Origin of the sequence: Nesterenkonia marinintestina (genome assembly GCF_025420485.1) — a bacterium.
GTDB classification, from domain to species: domain Bacteria; phylum Actinomycetota; class Actinomycetes; order Actinomycetales; family Micrococcaceae; genus Nesterenkonia; species Nesterenkonia marinintestina.
The window spans coordinates 1-18,364 of record NZ_JAOEFD010000014.1; the positions used below are offsets into that span (position 1 = coordinate 1).

An 18,364-nucleotide genomic window follows, 5' to 3' on the forward strand; every position below is an offset into this window, starting at 1 on the left:
CCCCCCCCCCCCCCCCGGGGGGGGGCCCCACTGGTGCGACGGAGAGTTGTTCTCAGGCACCTCGGTGCCGCACCATCGATCGAGGACCATGCCTGAGGAGGGCGCAGATGATCGGTGAGGTGTTCGACGCCGTCGCACGGCGGTGGACCAGCGACGCCGTCGCCGACCCGCAGGTGGTGCTGATCCTCGCCGCGGCGGCCATGGCGGCCTCCTTCGTCCCGGTGCTGGCGAGGCTCTTCTCCCAGACGGGCACGATCGTCCACGAGATGGGACATGTGCTGGCCGCCTGGCTCACCGGCCGACGGGTCAGCGGGATCCGCGTCCACAGCGACACCTCTGGTGTGACCCTCAGCCGCGGTCGCCCCCGCGGCCCGGGGATGCTCCTCACCGCTCTCGCGGGCTATCCGGCACCGGCTCTGCTGGCGTGGGGACTCGCCGCCTCGGTCGGGACCGGCCATGCGGGGGCGGGGCTCACGCTCTACCAGGCGCTGCTGGTGATCGCCCTGATGCTCAGCCGCAACGTGGTCGGAGTCCTGTCCTGCGCGGTCTCGCTCGTCGCCACCGGGCTGATCTGGTGGTACGCCACGGACGAGGTCGTCGTCTACACCGTCGCGGTGCTCGCCGTGGTCTACGCGGTCGCCGCGGTCCGGGCCGTGCTGGGGCTCGCCGGCGTCCATGTGCGTGCCCTGACGGGGCGACGGTCCCACCGAGGCCACCGAGGCCACCGAGGCCACCGAGCGGCGGAGCAGGCGCGGACCACGGACGCCGCCCTGGCCGCCCGCGCAAGCTCCCTGCCGCTGCCGACGGCCGTCTGGCTGGTGCTGCTCCTCCTCGTCGTCGGGGTGGTCTCGGCCGCGGCGCTGTGGACTCTGACCTGACGGAGCATCAGCAGGCCTACCGGAGCACCACCGTCTTGACCCCGTTGAGGAACACGCGCCCCTCACAGTGCCACCGCACCGCCTCCGAGAGCGCCCGGCATTCGGAGTCCCGACCCACGGCGACGAGGTCCTCCGGCCCGTAGGTGTGGTCGACGTCCATCACCCGCTGGGAGATGATCGGGCCCTCGTCGAGTTCGTCGTTGACGTAGTGGGCGGTGGCTCCGACGGTCTTCACCCCGCGTTCGAAGGCCTGATGGTACGGCTTCGCCCCCTTGAACGACGGGAGGAACGAATGGTGGATGTTGATCGCTCGGCCGGAGAGCTCACGGGAGAGGTCGTCGGAGAGGATCTGCATGTAGCGGGCGAGCACCACCAGGTCCACCTCGAAGCGGGCGACGAGCTCCAGCAGCTGGGCCTCCGCCTGCGGCTTCGTGTCCGGGGTGACGGGCACGCAGAAGTACGGGATGCCGTGCCACTCGACCAGCTCGCGGTGGTCGGGATGGTTCGACACCACGGCTGCGATCTCGGCGGGCAGATCGCCGATCCTGCACCGGTACAGCAGGTCGTTCAGGCAGTGGTCCGACTTCGAGGCCATGACCAGCAGACGGCGGCGCTGGCCGTGCGGTCGCAGATCCCACGTCGCCCCGACCTCCGTCGCGAGTTCGGTGAGCCCATCGCGGATCACCTGCTCCCGAGCCGCGACGTCGGGGGTCTCGGCGCCGTCGTCGGGGGAGAGCCGGACGTGGACGCGCAGGAAGAAGTGCTCGGTGTGCGGGTCGTCGAACTGCTTCAGCTCGACCACGTCGCCTCCCTGGGCGGCGAGCACGCCGGTCACCGCGTGGACGAGTCCCGGCCGCTCCGGGCTGTGGAAGGTGAGGATCATCTCCGCCGCGCTCATCGGATCAGCTCCTCACCGGCGAACTCCGCCATCCCGTCCAGCAGCCATCGGACCGTGTAGTCGGCGAACGAGGCGCGCGGGAGGATGCGGAAGACGTCCTCCCGGGTGCGGTGGACGATCGCCTGCACGGGCCCCAGCAGCGTAGAGGCTGCGGCCCCCGCGGGGAAGGCCCGCGGGTGCAGGTCCACGTGGCAGCCCTTCTCGAGCACGGAGCGGGCGCTGGGTCCAGTGAGCTCCAGGATCGTCCGATTCCCGGAGAGGTCCACGATCTGGCCGGGCATCCCGTCGAGCGCGCCCTCGATGCCGCGCACGTCGATCAGGCCTGCCAGGCCGGAGGGCTCCACGGCGAGGAACTCGTCCGGGGAGATCCAGATGACGTGGCGGCCCTCCGGATCCCCGGTGACGGTCTCTCCGGCCCTCGGCCCCGCCGGAAGGCCCACGCCCCAGGCCTCGGCCGCCGCGCGGCCCGAGGGCGCTCCCGGCTCCGCGCGGATCCCCAGCTGCACGGCGAAGGGGATCTCTCGGAGTCTGACCCCCCTGGGACCGTCGACGTCTCCGGCGCGCATCTGCTCGGTCAGGTGGGCGGCGGGGGAGCGGCGCAGGTCGGCAGGCGGGGCGGATGCCTGGTCGGCGGTCGTCTGGTCAGCCGTCACGACGGGTTCCTTCCGGGTCGAAGTGGACAGGGGAGGTGAGCTCCACGTCGACGAGCCTACCGTCGACCGGACTGCGCACGACCTCGCCGATGCGGTTCCGCCCGTCCCACACCATGGCCAGGCCGAAGGGCCTCCCCAGCGCCGCGGAGCGGTAGGAGGAGGTGACGTGTCCGAGCATCGGCACGGGGCCCTCCTCCGGGGTGATCGGAGTCTGTGCTCCCACCAGCTGGGCTCCCTCCGGCAGCAGGGTCCGGCCGTCGGCGGGCAGCACGCCGACCAGATGTTTGCGGTCCTGCCTCGCGGTGTCGGGGCGGGAGTGGGATCGGCGTCCGATGAAGTCCTCGGTCGTCGACACCGCCCATCCCATGCCCGCGTCCTGCGGGGTGACCGTCCCGTCGGTGTCCTGCCCGACGATGATCAGCCCCTTCTCGGCCCGCAGCACATGCATGGCCTCGGTGCCGTAGGGGGTGATGTCGAAGGGTGCGCCGGCCTCCGCGATCAGCTCCCACGTCGCCAGGCCGCAGAAGTTCGCGACGTTGACCTCGAAGGCCAGTTCGCCGGAGAACGACACGCGACAGATCCGTGCGGGGACCCCGTTGCGCAGCGTGGTCTCACGGAACGCCATGAAGCCGAACGCCTCGTTCGACACGTCCAGCTCCGGAGCGATGCGTGAGATGACTTCGCGGGACTTCGGCCCGACGACGGCGACGGTGCTCCACTGTTCGGTCACGGAGGTGAAGGCGACGTCGAGCTCCGGCCATTCGGTCTGGTGCCACTCCTCGAGCCAGTCCAGGACCGTGGCCGCGCCGCCTGTGGTGGTGGTCATCAGATACCGGTCGTCGGCGATGCGCAGGGTCACTCCGTCGTCGAAGATCATGCCGTCCGGCGTGCACATCAGGCCGTAGCGTCCCCTGCCGACCCGCAGCTTCGAGAAGACGCCGGTGTAGATGCGGTCGAGGAGCCGACCGGTGTCGGTCCCTCGGATCTCGATCTTCCCCAGGGTGGAGACGTCCTGGAAGCCCACCGACCCTCGGGCGGCCGCGCATTCGCGCAGCACTGCGGTCTCCATGTCCTCTCCGGTGCGCGGGTAGTACCGCGGCCGCTTCCACTGGCCCACGTCCTCGAAGACGGCTCCGTGGTCGGCGTGCCAGGAGTGGATGTTCGTGATCCGCGCCGGTTCGAAGAGCTCTCCGCGCCTCCGTCCTGCCAGTGCGGCGAAGGGCACCGGTGTGTAGGGGGCGCGGTAGGTGGTGGTGCCGACCTGCCCGGGGTGCCCCGCGCCGAGGACCGTGGCCAGCAGCCCGACCGTGTTGACTGCGCTGGTGCGGCCCTGGTCGTTGGCCGTGGAGATCGAGGTGTACCGCTTGACGTGCTCCACCGAACGCATTCCGGCTCCGACGGCACGCAGCGCGTCGGCCACCGTCTGGTCCCGCTGCATATCCACGAAGTGGGTCGACCACTCGGCGGGGTCCTGAGCGTCCGGTGCGCCGATCAGCCACAGGGCTCGTACCGGACCGTAGTCCAGATCGGCCCGGGGCCCGTCGGCCAGCGGGTCTCGGGTCTGCGGGGAATCGCTCGGAGAGTCAGCCCCTTCGGCCCTGAAGCCGCAGGCCTCGGCGGCTCGCCGACCGGCCTCAGCTCCGGTGCGCAGCGCCCGACTCAGCGACCACGTGCCGGCCATCGCGCCGACGGTCTGCTGGCGCGCCACCGGTGCGGAGGGGACGAACGCGGCGAGTACGTCGTCCCAGGCGATGCCGCCCTGACGCTGACTGTGCAGATGCACCACGGGGGAGTGTCCTCCGGAGACGGCCAGGAGATCGGCGGAGAGCGTCTCGACGGAGCCGACCGGCACGTCGTCCCGGTCGAGGCGATGCACGGTGACCGCGGTGAGACGTCCGGCGTCGCCGTCGCCGTCGCTTCCGGTCACGACGGCGTCGAAGATCCCGCGGACACCGGTGGCCTCCAGCACGGCGGCGGCACGCGGAGTCGCCTCCGGCCGGGAGTCGACCACGGCCACCGGAGGGGCTCCGGCCTCGGCGAGGTCCTCGAGCAAGCTGTAGACGGAGTCGTTGGTGGTGGCGACCACGATCTGCTCGCCGGCGAGGGCGGCGTACCGGTTCAGGTAGGTCCTCACGGCCTCGGCCAGCATGATCCCGGGCCGGTCGTCGTCGGCGAACATGAGCGGACGCTCGTGGGCACCGGCGGCCAGGATCACCTCGGCCGCCCGGATGTGCCACACCCGCTGACGCGAGACGCCCGGCCGCTCGGACGCCGGCAGGTGGTCGGTCCTGTTCTCGACGGCGACGACGTAGTTCGCGTCATAGCTGCCGACGGCGGTGGTCCGCGGCAGGTAGGTGAATTCTGCGGCCGTGCGGGCGTCGTCGACGGTCCGACGCGCCCAGGCGACGGCGTCGGTGGACTCGATCCGTTCACCGCGGGAGCTCAGCAGCGAGCCGCCCGGTGCCGGCTGCTCGTCCAGCAGCATGGTGCGGGCGCCCGAGGCGGCCGCCTGGGAGGCCGCGGCGATGCCTGCCGGGCCGGCGCCGACGACGAGGACGTCGGTGTGGACGCGTGTGTGGTCGTAGAGGGCGCCGTCCGGGGTCTCGTCGAGCCGGCCCAGCCCCTGCAGCCACGAGGCCCGCAGACCGTCGACGAGTTCGACGGTGGTGGCCGGGAGCATGGACTCCGCGGCGTGGCCCGGTGACCGCGGCTCGACGTGCAGCAGCGCATTCGGCTCCTCGACGCCGGCGCCCATGATCCCGCGGGCCCTGCCCAGGTACAGGGAGGGCCCGCAGGGGAGCTCGCCGGCGGCGACCATCGCGCTGGCGACGGTGTCTCCGGACAGGCCGGTGTGGGCCTCGCCGTCGAGGGTGAAGCTGTGCTCCGCGTCCCGGTCCACGCCGTAGCCGGGAGACCGGTCGATGCCGAGTCGACGGCTGGTCATCGCGACCCTCCCTCCGGAGTCAGGAACTCATAGGTGACGGTGTCGCGGACGACGTCGAACCACTTGCGACAGCCTGCGGAGTGCTGCCAGCGCTCGGCGAAGGCTCCCGCCGGGTTGTCGCGGTAGAAGAGGAAGTGGGCCCAGGCGGCGTCGTCGAGCGCCTGAGGGTCCTCGGGGTAGGCCACGTGCGCCTGTCCTCCGTAGTGGAACTCCACCTCGTCACGCGGTCCGCAGTGCGGACAGGTGATCAGCAGCATCGGGGTCTCCTAACCGGTGTGGGGAGGTCAGTGGGCGACGGCGGCGGCGCCGTGCTCGTCGATCAGGTGCCCGGTCTCGAACCGTTCCAGGACGAACGGGGCGTTCAGCGGGTGGGGTGCTCCGGTGGCGATGGTGTGGGCGAAGGTCAGCCCCGACGCCGGAGTCCCCTTGAATCCGCCGGTGCCCCAGCCGCAGTTCACATAGAGGCCGTCCACCTCGGTGGGGGAGATGATCGGGGACGCGTCCGGCGTGGTGTCCACGATGCCGCCCCATGTCCGGATGAGGTGCGCCCGGGCGAAGATCGGGAAGAGCTCGACGGCGGCCGCCATCTGGTCCTCGATGACGTGGAATCCTCCGCGCTGGCCGAATCCGTTGTAGGAGTCCACGCCCGCCCCCATGACCAACTCTCCCTTATGAGCCTGTGAGACATAGACGTGGACGTGATTGGACATGACTACGGTGGGATGCACCGGTTCGAAGAGCTCTGAGACCAGAGCCTGCAGCGGATGCGACTGGATCGGGAGCCGCACGCCTGCCAGTGCGGCGGCCTGCGAGGAGCGCCCGGCCACGGCGAGCCCCACCGTCTCTGTGCTGATGCGACCGCGGGCGGTCTCCACGCCGACCACCCGATCGCCGTCCTTGTCGAAGCCGGTGACCTCGCAGTTCTGGATGATGTCGACGCCCATCTCGTCGCAGCGCCGGGCCAGGGCCCAGGCGACATGGTCGTGCTTGGCGATGCCGGCCCGGGGCTGATAGGTGGCGCCCATCACGGGGTAGCGGATCATGTCGTCGATGCTGATGATCGGACAGATCTCCCTGACCTGCAGCGGCTCCAGGAATTCGGCGTCCACCCCGTTGAGGTGGTTCGCGCCGACTCGGCGTCGGGAGTCGCGCACGTCCTGAAGGGTGTGGGCGAGGTTCAAGACGCCGCGCTGGGAGAACAGGAAGTCGTAGTCGAGCTCCGCCGGCAGCTCCTCCCAGAGCTTCAGCGACTTCTCGTAGATCGCGGCCGACTCGTCCCAGAGGTAGTTGGAGCGGATGATCGCCGTGTTCCTTGCCATGTTCCCACCGGCCAGCCACCCCTTCTCCAGGACGGCGACGTCGGTGATCCCGTAGCGGGAGGCCAGATAGTACGCCGTGGCGAGTCCGTGGCCCCCGCCGCCGACGATGACGACGTCGTAGCTGGACTTGGGCTCCGGGTTCCGCCAGAGGAAGTCGGGGTGCGGGGGAAGCATCTCTGCCATCGGGCGCCTCCATCGACGGTCCGTGATTGTCAACTGATATATCAGTTGTAGGCTAGAGTCTAGGACAGCCGTTCTCGAGCTGACAAGGTTGCCGGTGCGAGGTGGTTCAGGAGGAGGAGATGATGACGATGTCCGTGGAGCCCTCCGTCGGGGCCGAGTCGATGGCGGACAGGGCCTACCATGCGCTGCGGCGACGACTCGTGTTCCTGGACCTCACTCCGGGCGCACCGATCGCGGAGAGCGCCCTGTCGGCGGAGCTCGGCGTCGGGCGCACTCCGCTGCGCGAGGCCCTGAAGCGACTCGAGGCTGACCACCTGGTGGTGACCTTCGCCCGGCGGGGGACCTTCGCCTCAAGCGTCGACGTCGCCGAGCTCTCCGGCATCTCCGAGATGCGTCAGGCGCTGGTGCCGCTGGCGGCGCGCAAGGCCGCCCGGCAGCGGGGAGGAGGCGTCGCCGAGGAGCTCGCCCGGGAGACCGGGCGCCTGGAGGCCGGTCGGGGGACCGGTGGGGCCAGGGAGCTGCTCGAAGGGGACCTGCGCATCCACCGTCTCCTGAGCAGCGCGTCGGAGAACCTCTACCTCGAAGAGACCCTGGTGCGTCTGGACAGCCTGGTCACGCGTATGTGGTGTGCGATGCTCGACCGCATCCCACCCATGCAGGAGCACGTGCTGGAGCATGTGGCGCTGATCCGGGCGGTGCTCGACGGCGAGGAGGCTCGGGCGGAACGGCTGGCCGGGGCCCACGTGGACCACTTCGACCGGGTGGTGCGCGAAGTCGTGTGACACGCTCTCGGGCAGATCGTGCGGGGCGTGGATCAGCTCCGCATCCGGGAGCCTGAGGGGTCGAAGAGCCGGTCGGCGACCACATGCGCGCGCCAGCGGTCACCGAAGTGCTCCGTCAGCAGGGGCGTCCCCTCGGCGGCGAGCTCCGAGGGCACCCAGGCGTAGGCGATCGACTGTCCGACCGTGTGGCCCTGATCGGCGCTGGTCACATAGCCGACCGGCCCGTCGGAGCCGCGGGCGGGGTCGAACACCGGCTCGTGGCCCATCAGCACGTGGGTGGGGTCGTCGAGGGTCAGGCACGCCAGTCGGCGCGTGGGCAGGTCCGCACCGAGGGCGGCGAGCCGATCGGCCGCGGCCCCGCGGACCGCGAAGTCCAGGCCGGCCTCCGCCGGAGTGTGCTCCGGCGTCATGTCGGATCCCCAGAGTCGGAATCCCTTCTCGAGCCGCATGCTCTCGAATGCCCGGCGACCCACGGGAACGATGCCGAGGTCCCGGCCCGCGGCCATGATCTCGTCCCACAGGAACCGCCCGAACTCCGCGGGTGCGTAGATCTCCCACCCGAGCTCGCCGACGTAGCTCAGCCGCAGGGAGAGCACCGGCACCCCGGCGATCTGCAGCCGGCGGCAGCGATAGAAGCCGAACGCCTCACGCGAGACGTCCTCGTCGACCAGGCGCGACAGCACCTCCCGCGCCTGCGGACCCCACAGGCCCACCCCGCAGGAGCCGGTCGAGACGTCGGTGATGCGGAGGTCGGCCCCGTGGGCCCGCATCTTCCGGCTCAGCCACGCCGCATCCTGATGCCCGTTGACGCCGAGATGGAACTCCTGGTCACCGGTCCGTGCGATCGTCACGTCGGAGAGGATCCCGCCGCGGGGTCCGAGCATCAGCGCGTAGACGATGCTCCCCACCGATGTGCCGACGGGTCTGCTGAGCGCGCCCTCGTCGCTCAGCGCGGCGAAGAACTCCGAGGCACCGGCCCCGGAGACCTCCAGACGGGGGAGGGGCGTCATATCGACCAGACCAACGGATGCCCGCAGCCCGCGGACCTCCGCCGCGACCGCGGGATCCCAATGGCGGGCGGTCCACGGATCGCGCTCGGGTGCCGGCGCACCGTCGGACCCGTCGGTGTCCGCGCCGTACCAGAGCGGCCGCTCCCACCCGCCGGACGATTCGAAGACCGCGCCGAGGGCCTGCTGCCGTTCGTGGAACGGCGAGGTCCGCAGGCCGCGCATACGCAGGGTGGTGGCCTTCGGATGGACGATGTCATAGACCTCGTCGTAGGACTCTTCGCCCTGCTCGCGCGCCCATCGTCGTGTCACCACCGCAGGGTCGAACCGACTGAGGTCCAGGCCGTGGGTGTCGATCCCGGGATCACCGTGGACGATCCAGTCGGCCATGACCTGCCCGACGCCGGCGGACTGGGTGACCCAGACCGCCTGAGCCATCCAGAGGCCCTCTGTGCCGGGCACGGGCCCCAGCAGCGGTCCCCCGTCGGGGGTGAACGAGAAGATCCCGTTGAAGCTGGCGTCCTCATCCAGATCGACCGACCGCAGCGCCGGCAGCAGCCGTCGGGTCTCGTCCCACGTCGGCTGATAGTCCTCGCGGGTGAACGGGTGGATCGACGGTTGGACGCCGGTTCGGCGGGCCTCCTCGGGTGAGGCGATCTCCTCCGGCGCCACCGGCAGGGGCCGGTGCTCGTAGGCGCCGATGCAGATCCGGTCCCCCCACTCGCGCAGGTACATCGCGAAGTCCTGGTGGCGGAGCATCGGTCGTCCGACCTCCGTGCCCTCGTCGAGGTCGGTCACCGCCGGGGCGGGGAGGCTGAATCCGAATCCGTGCTCGACCGGCACCATCGCGATGTCCAGGTCGAGCATCTCCCGAGCCGCCCCCGGACCCCAGAGGCCGGTGCAGCTCACCACCACGTCGGCGTCCAGGGTCTGAGGGTCGACGTCGCCGACGCCCACGGGGACGACGTCGACTCCCGTCACACGTCCGTGGTCGCGACGGATCGCGACGGCACGGGTGTCGGGCAGGATCGTCGCCCCGCCGGCCTCGGCGCGGCGGGCCTGGAATTCGACGGCGCGGACTCCCTTGACCACGGCGTCGTTGGGGGTGTGGAGGCCTCCTAGGACCAGGTCCGTGTCCAGGCCGGGCCACAGGCGGCCCACCTGTTCGGCCGACAGCAGTTCGGCCGGCACGCCCCATGATCTGGCGAGGCCGAGCCGACGGTGCAGCTCCCGCAGGCGTTCCGGCGTCGTCGCGATCTCGATGCCTCCGACGCGCTTCATGACCCACCCGTCGTCGACGGCGGCCCCGTCGAGCTTGTCCAGTGTGCGCCGAGCCAGTTCGGTCATGGCTCGATGCGGCGAGATCTGGAAGACGAAGCCGGGCGCATGGGAGCTGGAGCCGCCGGTGGCGTACAGGGGGCCCTGCTCCACGACGGTCACGTCCGTCCGTCCCCGGAGCACCAGCTCGTCGGCCAGTGCGGCTCCGACGACACCGAGGCCGATGATCACCACGCGGGAACCTTCGGGGAGACCACTCTGCGACATCTGCCCTCCCTAGCGTTGCGGCTGGCGCAACGGCGTGTAGAAGATGCACTCACTCTAGAGAATGTGTGATCACCGACACAAGGGTGGCGGGCCGTCAGGCGGAGAAGTAGCCGAGTCGGGCCGCCAGCTGCGAAGCTTCGGCCGTCAGCAGTTCGGCCGTCTCGGCGAAGTGCGATTCGGGGAGTCGGAAGGACGGCGCCGTGGCCGACAGAGCGGCGACGACCTCGCCCTGCGGACCGTGCACCGGGACGGCCAGGGCATTGATGCCCTGCTCCCATTCGGCGACCGCGGAGGACCAGCCGCGGGCGCGGACGGCCTCCAGTTCGGCGCGCAGGAGCTCGGGATCCGTCATGGTCATGCCGGTGAAGTTCTCGAGGCCGCGGGCGACCACCTCGTCGAGCGCCCCCTCGTCGGAGTGGGCCAGCAGGACCTTGCCCGTGGATGTGGCGTGCAGGGGCCCGCGCTGTCCGACGTACTGCCTGGTCAGCCCCACCATCTGCTCACCCTGTGCCTGAGTGATCGTCACCGCTCCGCCCTCGGCGAGGATGGCGACGTTGACGGTCTCGTTGAGGCGCCGGGCCAATGCGGTGCAGCTGGACTGGGCGTCGCGGCTGAGGTCGATCCGCCCGGAGACCGAGCTCGCCAGGCGCAGGACGCCGAAGCTCAGCCGGTAGGACCCTCGGGCGGCCTCCTGCTCGACCAGGTCATGTGCCTCCAGGGTGCCCAGCAGGCGGAATGCGGTGGAGCGATGGACTCCCAGGCGCCGTGAGATCTCGCTGATGCTCGCGGAGGGCGTCTCGCTGAGCAGCTCCAGGATCGTCACGGCGCGCTCCACCGATTGGACTCCGCCGGCGCTTCCGGTCTTGGGGGGCATGGGTTCGTCCCTTTCCTGCGGTGTGTCCCTTGACGTGATGCGCGTCACGGGTGGCATACTCGGTCGCACCTGGTGTTGCGCATAAGACGAGCTGTTGCGCTATACACAACACTACGAATCGTCGGTGGTGAATGCAAGTGGCGTTCAGGGCATGTTCCGTCCAAGACCTCACCGCGGGGGAGGGCCTCCGCATCGACTCGGTCAGTCCTCCCATCGCCGTCTTCCTCACGGAGGAGGGATCGGTGCACGCGGTGGACGACACCTGCACCCACCAGGACGCCTCCCTGGCCGCCGGCTGGGTGGAGGACTGCCGAGTGGAGTGTCCGCTGCATGAGAGCACCTTCTCACTGCTCAGCGGTGCGGTGGACCAACCGCCGGCGAAGCGGCCGGTGCGGGTGCATCACGTGACTCTCCACGGCGACGACGTGCTCGTAGAACTCTCGCAGGAGGCTCCGAACCTCCCTCCGGGGATGGGGACCGTATGACGGTCCCGACGCTCGCCCCCGAAGGCCACCTGCTCATCGTCGGGGCCGGGCTGGCGGGGTATCACACCGCACGCGGGGTCCGCGCGCACGGTCACACCGGTCCCATCACGATCATCGGCGAAGAGCATCGGGCGGCCTACGACCGTCCTGCCCTGTCCAAGGCCTATCTCACCGGTGCGGCGGCCGAGGAGGACCTGCTCCTCGACGATCCGGAGGACCCGCTCGACGTCACCTGGGTCAGCGGAGTCGGAGTGGTCGGCCTCCGGGCCGAGCCTCTGGGGGTGCACACCGACGACGGCGCGTTCCACACCGCCGACGCCGTCGTCATCACCACGGGAGCATCCGCGCTGAGTCTCCCCTCCCTCGACTCCTCCGAGGACCGGGGCGGCTGCGCCCCGGCTCGGCCCTACGTGCTGCGGAACATGGAGGATGCGCTCGCACTGCGGGACACCCCGCTGCACGGGGCCGACGTCGTCGTGGTGGGCGGCGGATTCCTCGCACTCGAGTCCGCGGCCACCTGTGTCGCCCGCGGCGCAGGATCCGTCACTGTGGCCGCAGGTGAGGAGGACCCCGGCGCCCGACGCCTCGGGTCGCCGGTGGCTCGGGCCATCCGTTCGGCCCACGAGGCCCGGGGCATACGCTTCGCCCCCGGGGCCAGGGCGCAGGGGCTTCGTCGACGTCCGCCCTCAGACGGAGGTCCCCACTACGAGGTGCTGCTCGGCGACGGGGGAGTGCTCCCGGCCGACATCGTCATCTGCGCGATCGGCGCCGAGCCTCGTACCGAGTGGCTTCTGGACTCGTTCGTCCGTCTCTGCACACAGAGCGGTGCGGTGCTGTGCGACGACACCGGGGCGACATCGGTGCCCGGGGTGTACGCCGCAGGCGACTGCGCGCAGTGGGCCTCCCACTCCAGCGGGCTGCGACCGGTCGGTCACTGGCAGGAGGCCTTCGAGGAGGCGGCCGTCGTCGCCGCCGCACTGACCGGATCCGACCCCGTCCCGCTCCAGGAGCCGTACTTCTGGTCGGATCAGTTCGACCTCAGGATCCAGGGCGTCGGTCGGATCCACCTGGCCGATGATGTCACGGTCGTCGACGGCACCTCGGACGGTGGAGACCTGCTGGTGCACTACTCCCGGGACGGAGTGAACGTCGGAATCCTGGGGATCAACCGACTCCGCGACGTCACCCGTTGGCGCCGCGGCAGCCGGATCCGTCCCGCCTCGGCGGAGGCGCCCGGCCCCACCCCCGTCTCTGCCTGAGGAGGGTCCCATGATCATCGACCCCCTGGACCGACCCCTCCCCGGTGCCTCGCTTCATCCCACCCTCACCGGTGACGCCTACACGGACCCGGAGGTCTTCCGCGCCGAACAGGCCTCGATCTTCGAGACCATGTGGAACTGCGTGCTGCGAGCCGACGCCCTGCCGAGCCCGGGCCATTGGAGGACCGTGCAGGTCGGCAGGGAGGAGATCATCGTCGTCCGAAGCCGCAGCGCGGGCATCCGCGCCTACTACAACGTGTGCGCGCACCGCGGCATGAGGGTGTGCACCGGATATGAGGGCGTGAGCAGGAAGCTGCAGTGCGGCTACCACGCCTGGACGTACACCCTGGAGGGAGACCTCGCGGCGGCGCCGAACCTGACCTCCATGCCCGATGTGGACCGGGAGGACTACGGGCTGCGGCCGGTCCACGTCCGGGAGTGGCTCGGCTATGTGTGGGTCAGCCTGGCCGATGAGCCGCCGAACTTCGACCAGGAGGTGCTCGGGGAGGTGCGCACGCGGTTCGGTGAGGTCGAGTCGATCGACAACTACGGCATCGATCGGCTGCGGGTCGCGGAGTCGAAGACCTACGACGTGGGGGCGAACTGGAAGCTCATCATCGAGAACTTCATGGAGTGCTACCACTGCGCAACCATCCACCCGGAACTGACCGAGGTCATCCCTGAGTTCGCCGACGGTCTGGCCTCACAGCGCGCCGGCGGGGCGGTCCATGGATCGGGGTTCGGACAGGACGTCGCGGGGTTCACCGTCGACGGCTCGGAGTCGGGGCTCTCGGAGCTGCCCTCGATCGCACCCGATCAGGAACGCAGGTACTACGCCATCACGGTGAAGCCTCAGGTCTTCATCAACACCGTCCCGGACCATGTGATCGTCCATCGGATGACTCCGATCTCACCGGAGCGCACCGTCGTCGAGTGTGACTGGCTCTTCGCCGCCGAGGTCGTCGACCGTGTCGAGTCCGGGGAGCTCGACGTGGCGCGGTCGGTGGAGCTGTTCCACCGGGTCAACCTCCAGGACTTCGAGGCCTGCGAGCTCACACAGCCGTCGATGAGCTCGAAGGCGTATAAGGGCGGTGGGGCGCTGGTGCCCAGCGAGCACCACATCGGTGAGTTCCATGAGTGGTGGCGGCGAACACTCCGGTGATCGAAGGTCGTCGTCTCCCAGATCTGACTCGTCACAGCAGCAGACTCAGGATCCAGACGGCGGCGAACGCCGTGACCCCCTGGACGGCAGAGGCCACGGTGATCGTGCGGTAGGCCGTGCCGACCGGGATGCGGCTCAGCTGGGACACGACCCAGAAGAACGAGTCGTTGGCGTGGGACACCATCATCGCCCCGGCACCCACGGCGAGGACGGCCAGCACGGCCCCGGTGGAGCTTCCCAGGCCGAGGGCGTCCGTCAGGGGCGCCACCAGGGCGGAGCCGGTGATGATGGCGACCGTCGAGGATCCCTGAGCGGTCTTCAGCGCCGCGGCCACGAGGAACGGCACTGCGATGCCGATGCCGAGGTCGCTGAGCGTCTCGGCCAGGAAGTCCGTCAGAGGTGCCTCGTTGAGGACCGCCCCGAAGGAGGCACCGGCTCCGGTGATCAGGAGGATGGGCGCTGAGACGCGGATCGCCTCCGCCATCTGTTCGTTGAAGGTCTGGAGCTTACCGGTTCCTGAGAGCTGGGTGACGGCGATGAGCAGCCCGATGATCAGGGCGATGACCGGTGTGCCGAGGAACACCAGCGCATCGATGAGCAGCTCCGGCCCGCCGTCGATTCCGGGCAGCTGGACGAAGGACCCCACACAGATCAGCAGCAGGGGCACGCCGATGGGTGCGAACGCCGCCCCCGCGTTGGGCAGGCGTCCGTAGGAGGCGCGGAGCTCGTCGTAGTCGAGATCCTCGATGTCGTCGTCCTTGCCGGCGGGGAGCCGCTCGAAGTCCTTGTGGGAGAGTCGCGCGGCGAGGAGCAGGGCAGAACCGGCCGCAGCCGCGGAGACGACGAGGCCCAGCCCGACCACGAGGCCGAGCTGGTCCGTCACACCGAGTTCCCCGGCCGCCGCCAGCGGACCTGGGGTGGGAGGCACCAGATTGTGGGTGGCGAACAGACCGGTCATCAGTGCGACCGACGTCGCCACAGCCGAGATCCCTGCCCGGGCTGTGACCGCCTTGCGCAGCGAATTCAGGATGACGTATCCCGAGTCGCAGAAGACCGGGATCGAGACGAGGTATCCGATCACCGACATGGTGAGGTTCGGGAATCGCGACCCGATCAGCCTGATCAGGGCGTCAGCCATGGCGATGGCCGCCCCGGACCGTTCGAGGATCACCCCGATCATCGTGCCGAGGACGATCACCAGCCCGATGTTGCCGAGCGTGCTGCCGAAGGCCTCGGTCACGACGTCGACGCTGTCGGTCAGGGGGATGCGGTACAGCAGCGCCGCCAGCAGCGCGGCGCCCAGCAGCGCCAGGAAGGGATTGACCTTCCACCGGGCGGTGACCAGGACGATTCCGGCCACCAGGGCCACAAGGATGAGCAGATCGACCACGGGTCCCCTCCAGGAGTCGGTGCGGGTGAGTCGGTGGAGTGATCAGACTCACCGTCCGACAACGATAAGGTCTCCTCATGATCGGACGCACGAACTCCGCGCTGACGACGGTGGTCTTCGACCTCGGGAACGTCCTAGTCGGATGGGACCCGTACCTGCCCTTCGCGGATCACCTGACCCGCGCCGAATGGCGCGAAGCGGCCGACGCGGCCGGATTCGCAGCGCTGAACGTGCGGGCGGACGCGGGGGAGCGGATACACGACCTCGTCGATGAGGCGACGCGGCGCGACCCGGCGCACGGCAGGCTCCTGCGCGACTACTTCGACGGGTTCGCGGACTCGCTCACGGGTCCGGTGCCCGGTACGGCGTCGATCGTCGCGCGTCTGCGGGAGTCAGGGGTCAGACTCCTGGGGCTGACCAACGCGTCGGCCGAGACGTACCCCCTCATGCGTGCTGCCGCCCCTGCGACGGATGAGTTGGAGCAGATCGTGGTCTCGGGGCGCGAAGGCCTGATCAAACCCGATGCGGAGATCTTCCGGCGCCTGACCGAGATCACCGGCGCGACGCCGCAGGAGTCCGTGTTCATCGACGATACGGAGGCCAACGTTCGGTCCGCCTCCGCATCGGGGTTCACCGGGATCCGATTCCGTGATGCCGAGCAGCTGGCGGCCGACCTGCGGGAGCTCGGTCTGCTGCGCTGAGGCTGCGCTCGAGGCCTCAGACCTCCCGGCGTCTCAGTCTCAGCCCGCCCCGCCCGCTCGACTGCGACCTACTCGCCCGCGCAGTGGGGGCAGCAGTAGGTCTTCTCGCCGCGGTCCACGCCGTGACCGATGACCCGGCAGCCGCAGGCGGCGCAGGTCGGAGCCATGCGGTGGATCGCGCACTGGAAGCTGTCGAAGGTCAGGGTCTCACCGGCCTGGGTGACGGTGAATGCCTTCTCGTACTCGTTTCCGCACGTGGCGCAGGGTGTCATGCAGCATCTCCTCGATATCGGTCGTTCGGATGTCGGCCGGGCGTCATCCCGCCGCGGCCGTCGACTGTGCGTACTGGGCGATGCGCCCGCCGGCGAGCACCATCTCCACCTGCCGCTCCGACAGCCGGTGCCTCAGCTGGACCTCGCGATCGCCGATCTGTGCGGAGACCTCGTCCGAGGCACGGAGGGACTCGTGCAGTCCCCGCAGCGACAGCACGTCGTCCTGGGTGAGGGCGTCGTAGTCGGCCTCGTCGTCGAACTCCAGCGCCAGCACCCCGAAGTTGGCCAGATTCTGCCAATGGATGCGGGCGATCGACTTCGCCACGACCACGCGGAGTCCCAGGTATCGGGGCGCGACGACGGCGTGCTCGCGGGAGGACCCCTGCCCGTAGTTGGTCCCGCCCACTACGGCGTGGCCGCCGTCGGTCTCCACGGCCCGGGAGGAGTAGGTGTCGTCGACCTGGACGAACACGAACTCCGAGATCGCCGGGATGTTGCTGCGGTACGGCAGCACACGCGAGCCGGCCGGCATGATCTCGTCGGTGGAGACGTCGTCACCGACCTTCAGAAGGATCGGCAGGTCCATCTCGTCCGGAATCGGGTCGAAGGTCGGAAGGGAGCGGATGTTCGAGCCCTTCACCAGCTCCACGCGGCGAGCCTCCTCCGCGGGCAGGGGAGGGGTGAGCAGGTCCGGGCTGATGGTGAACGTCCCGGGCATCTGCACCTCGGGGTGCGCCATCTCCAGGTCGCGCGGATCGGTGATCTCGCCCGTCAGGGCGGCGGCCGCAGCGGTCTCGGGGGAGCACAGCCACACGGCGTCCTCATCGGTGCCGGATCGGCCGGGGAAGTTCCGCGGCATGGTGCGCAGACTGTTGCGTCCCACCGCCGGTGCCTGACCCATGCCGATGCAGCCCAGGCACCCGGACTGGTGCACTCTGGCGCCCGCGGCGATCATGTCGAACAGCCACCCCTCGCGGGCCAGATCCGCATACATCTCCCGAGAGGTGGGATTGACGTCCAGGGAGACGCGCTCATGCACGCGTCGCCCGGCAACAGCCTCGGCGACGACGGCGAAGTCGCGCAGCCCCGGGTTCGCGGAGGATCCCACGACGACCTGGAACACCTCCTCGCCTGCGGCCTCGCGCACGGGTCGAACGTTGCCGGGGGAGGAGGGTGCGGCGATCAGAGGTTCGAGCTGGGAGAGTTCGATGTGTTCGTGCACGTCGTACGCGGCGTCCTCATCGGCGAGGAGCTCGGTGAAGTCCTCGGCGCGGTCCCGTTCCGCCAAGTACGTCCGTACGGCGTCGTCGGCGGGGAACACCGAGGTGGTGGCACCGAGCTCGGCACCCATGTTGGCGATGACGTGGCGGTCCATCGCTGTCAGACCGACCAGCCCGTCGCCGTAGTATTCGATGATCCGGCCCGAACCGCCCGAGACTCCGTGGCGTCGCAGCAGCTCCAGGATCACGTCCTTGGCGGAGACCCACGGCGGCAGCTCACCGGTGAGCTCCACGCCCCAGATCTCCGGCATCGAGATGTAGAGCGGTTCGCCGGCCATGGCCATCGCGACTTCGAGGCCGCCGACGCCCACCGCGAGCATGCCCAGGGCTCCGGCCGCACACGTGTGGGAGTCTGCTCCGACCATCGTCAGTCCGGGCCGCCCGAAGTGTCCCTGATGCACGGGGTGTGAGACGCCGTTGCCGGCCCGGGAGAACCAGATCCCGTAGCGCTGGGCGGCCGACTGCAGGAACGCATGGTCCTCTGCGTTCTTCTCATCGGTCTGCAGCAGGTTGTGGTCCACGTACTGGACCGAGGTCTCCGTGCGCACCCGATCCAGCCCCATGGCTTCGAGCTCCAGCATGACCATCGTCCCTGTGGCGTCCTGGGTCAGGGTCTGGTCGATGCTCAGCGCGATCTCGCGGCCTCGGGTCATCTCGCCGGAGACGAGGTGATCTCCGATGAGCTTCTGTGCGACGTTCCGGCCCATACCAGGCCCTCCTCGCCCTCGTCGT

Annotated in this window: 16 protein-coding genes; 6 read left to right on the plus strand and 10 right to left on the minus strand. The window is 69.9% G+C overall.

Annotated features, from left to right (window positions below; genetic code table 11):
* Positions 1 to 107 precede the first annotated feature (107 nt).
* Positions 108 to 878 carry a M50 family metallopeptidase gene (locus N7E59_RS10285; protein WP_261624848.1) on the plus strand — a complete coding sequence of 257 codons (771 nt, stop codon included), beginning with the start codon at positions 108 to 110 and terminating at the stop codon, positions 876 to 878.
* A 16-nt stretch (positions 879 to 894) separates the two neighbouring features.
* Here N7E59_RS10285 and purU read toward each other — a convergent pair whose 3' ends face one another.
* The 5 genes from purU to N7E59_RS10310 are packed head-to-tail and all read right to left on the minus strand — an operon-like array spanning position 895 to position 6,875.
* Positions 895 to 1,776, minus strand: coding sequence for a formyltetrahydrofolate deformylase (purU, locus tag N7E59_RS10290; protein ID WP_261624849.1), 882 nt, complete (start codon positions 1,774 to 1,776; stop codon positions 895 to 897).
* Complete coding sequence (locus N7E59_RS10295) at positions 1,773 to 2,429, minus strand: sarcosine oxidase subunit gamma (protein ID WP_261624850.1); 657 nt, start codon at positions 2,427 to 2,429, stop codon at positions 1,773 to 1,775. The genes purU and N7E59_RS10295 overlap by 4 nt, the downstream gene beginning before the upstream one ends.
* Positions 2,419 to 5,373: a 2Fe-2S iron-sulfur cluster-binding protein gene (locus N7E59_RS10300; RefSeq protein WP_261624851.1), complete on the minus strand. Its 2,955-nt coding sequence runs from the start codon at positions 5,371 to 5,373 to the stop codon at positions 2,419 to 2,421. Before N7E59_RS10300 ends, N7E59_RS10295 begins: the two co-directional genes overlap by 11 nt.
* The gene (locus N7E59_RS10305) at positions 5,370 to 5,630 is read right to left on the minus strand and encodes a sarcosine oxidase subunit delta (protein ID WP_261624852.1); all 261 of its coding nucleotides are present in this window, start codon (positions 5,628 to 5,630) and stop codon (positions 5,370 to 5,372) included. Before N7E59_RS10305 ends, N7E59_RS10300 begins: the two co-directional genes overlap by 4 nt.
* Before the next feature lie 27 nt (positions 5,631 to 5,657).
* A complete protein-coding gene (locus N7E59_RS10310; RefSeq protein ID WP_261624853.1) occupies positions 5,658 to 6,875 on the minus strand; it encodes a sarcosine oxidase subunit beta family protein in 1,218 nt (405 codons plus the stop codon).
* Positions 6,876 to 6,994: 119 nt separating this feature from the next.
* Between N7E59_RS10310 and N7E59_RS10315 the strand changes: the two genes are divergently transcribed.
* On the plus strand, positions 6,995 to 7,657 hold the full coding sequence (locus N7E59_RS10315; protein WP_315943020.1) for a GntR family transcriptional regulator: 663 nt from the start codon (positions 6,995 to 6,997) through the stop codon (positions 7,655 to 7,657).
* A gap of 32 nt (positions 7,658 to 7,689) precedes the next feature.
* Here the strand turns inward: N7E59_RS10315 and N7E59_RS10320 are convergent, their stop codons facing one another.
* Positions 7,690 to 10,209, minus strand: coding sequence for a GcvT family protein (locus tag N7E59_RS10320; RefSeq protein WP_261624854.1), 2,520 nt, complete (start codon positions 10,207 to 10,209; stop codon positions 7,690 to 7,692).
* A 94-nt stretch (positions 10,210 to 10,303) separates the two neighbouring features.
* Positions 10,304 to 11,083: an IclR family transcriptional regulator gene (locus N7E59_RS10325; protein ID WP_261624855.1), complete on the minus strand. Its 780-nt coding sequence runs from the start codon at positions 11,081 to 11,083 to the stop codon at positions 10,304 to 10,306.
* Between the two features lie 131 nt (positions 11,084 to 11,214).
* On the opposite strand from N7E59_RS10325, the gene N7E59_RS10330 reads away from it, so the two are divergent.
* The 3 genes from N7E59_RS10330 to N7E59_RS10340 are packed head-to-tail and all read left to right on the plus strand — an operon-like array spanning position 11,215 to position 13,989.
* Positions 11,215 to 11,568, plus strand: a complete 354-nt coding sequence (locus tag N7E59_RS10330; protein ID WP_261624856.1) for a bifunctional 3-phenylpropionate/cinnamic acid dioxygenase ferredoxin subunit — start codon at positions 11,215 to 11,217, stop codon at positions 11,566 to 11,568.
* The gene (locus tag N7E59_RS10335; protein WP_261624857.1) at positions 11,565 to 12,827 is read left to right on the plus strand and encodes an NAD(P)/FAD-dependent oxidoreductase; all 1,263 of its coding nucleotides are present in this window, start codon (positions 11,565 to 11,567) and stop codon (positions 12,825 to 12,827) included. Before N7E59_RS10330 ends, N7E59_RS10335 begins: the two co-directional genes overlap by 4 nt.
* A 10-nt stretch (positions 12,828 to 12,837) precedes the next feature.
* The gene (locus N7E59_RS10340) at positions 12,838 to 13,989 is read left to right on the plus strand and encodes an aromatic ring-hydroxylating oxygenase subunit alpha (RefSeq protein ID WP_261624858.1); all 1,152 of its coding nucleotides are present in this window, start codon (positions 12,838 to 12,840) and stop codon (positions 13,987 to 13,989) included.
* Positions 13,990 to 14,020: 31 nt separating this feature from the next.
* Here the strand turns inward: N7E59_RS10340 and N7E59_RS10345 are convergent, their stop codons facing one another.
* Positions 14,021 to 15,379, minus strand: coding sequence for a GntP family permease (locus N7E59_RS10345; RefSeq protein ID WP_261624859.1), 1,359 nt, complete (start codon positions 15,377 to 15,379; stop codon positions 14,021 to 14,023).
* A gap of 77 nt (positions 15,380 to 15,456) precedes the next feature.
* Between N7E59_RS10345 and N7E59_RS10350 the strand changes: the two genes are divergently transcribed.
* The gene (locus N7E59_RS10350; protein WP_261624860.1) at positions 15,457 to 16,080 is read left to right on the plus strand and encodes an HAD family hydrolase; all 624 of its coding nucleotides are present in this window, start codon (positions 15,457 to 15,459) and stop codon (positions 16,078 to 16,080) included.
* Between the two features lie 68 nt (positions 16,081 to 16,148).
* Here the strand turns inward: N7E59_RS10350 and N7E59_RS10355 are convergent, their stop codons facing one another.
* The gene (locus N7E59_RS10355; protein WP_261624861.1) at positions 16,149 to 16,352 is read right to left on the minus strand and encodes a hypothetical protein; all 204 of its coding nucleotides are present in this window, start codon (positions 16,350 to 16,352) and stop codon (positions 16,149 to 16,151) included.
* A 43-nt stretch (positions 16,353 to 16,395) separates the two neighbouring features.
* Positions 16,396 to 18,339 carry an aconitate hydratase gene (locus tag N7E59_RS10360; protein WP_261624862.1) on the minus strand — a complete coding sequence of 648 codons (1,944 nt, stop codon included), beginning with the start codon at positions 18,337 to 18,339 and terminating at the stop codon, positions 16,396 to 16,398.
* Between the last annotated feature and the right edge of the window lie 25 nt (positions 18,340 to 18,364).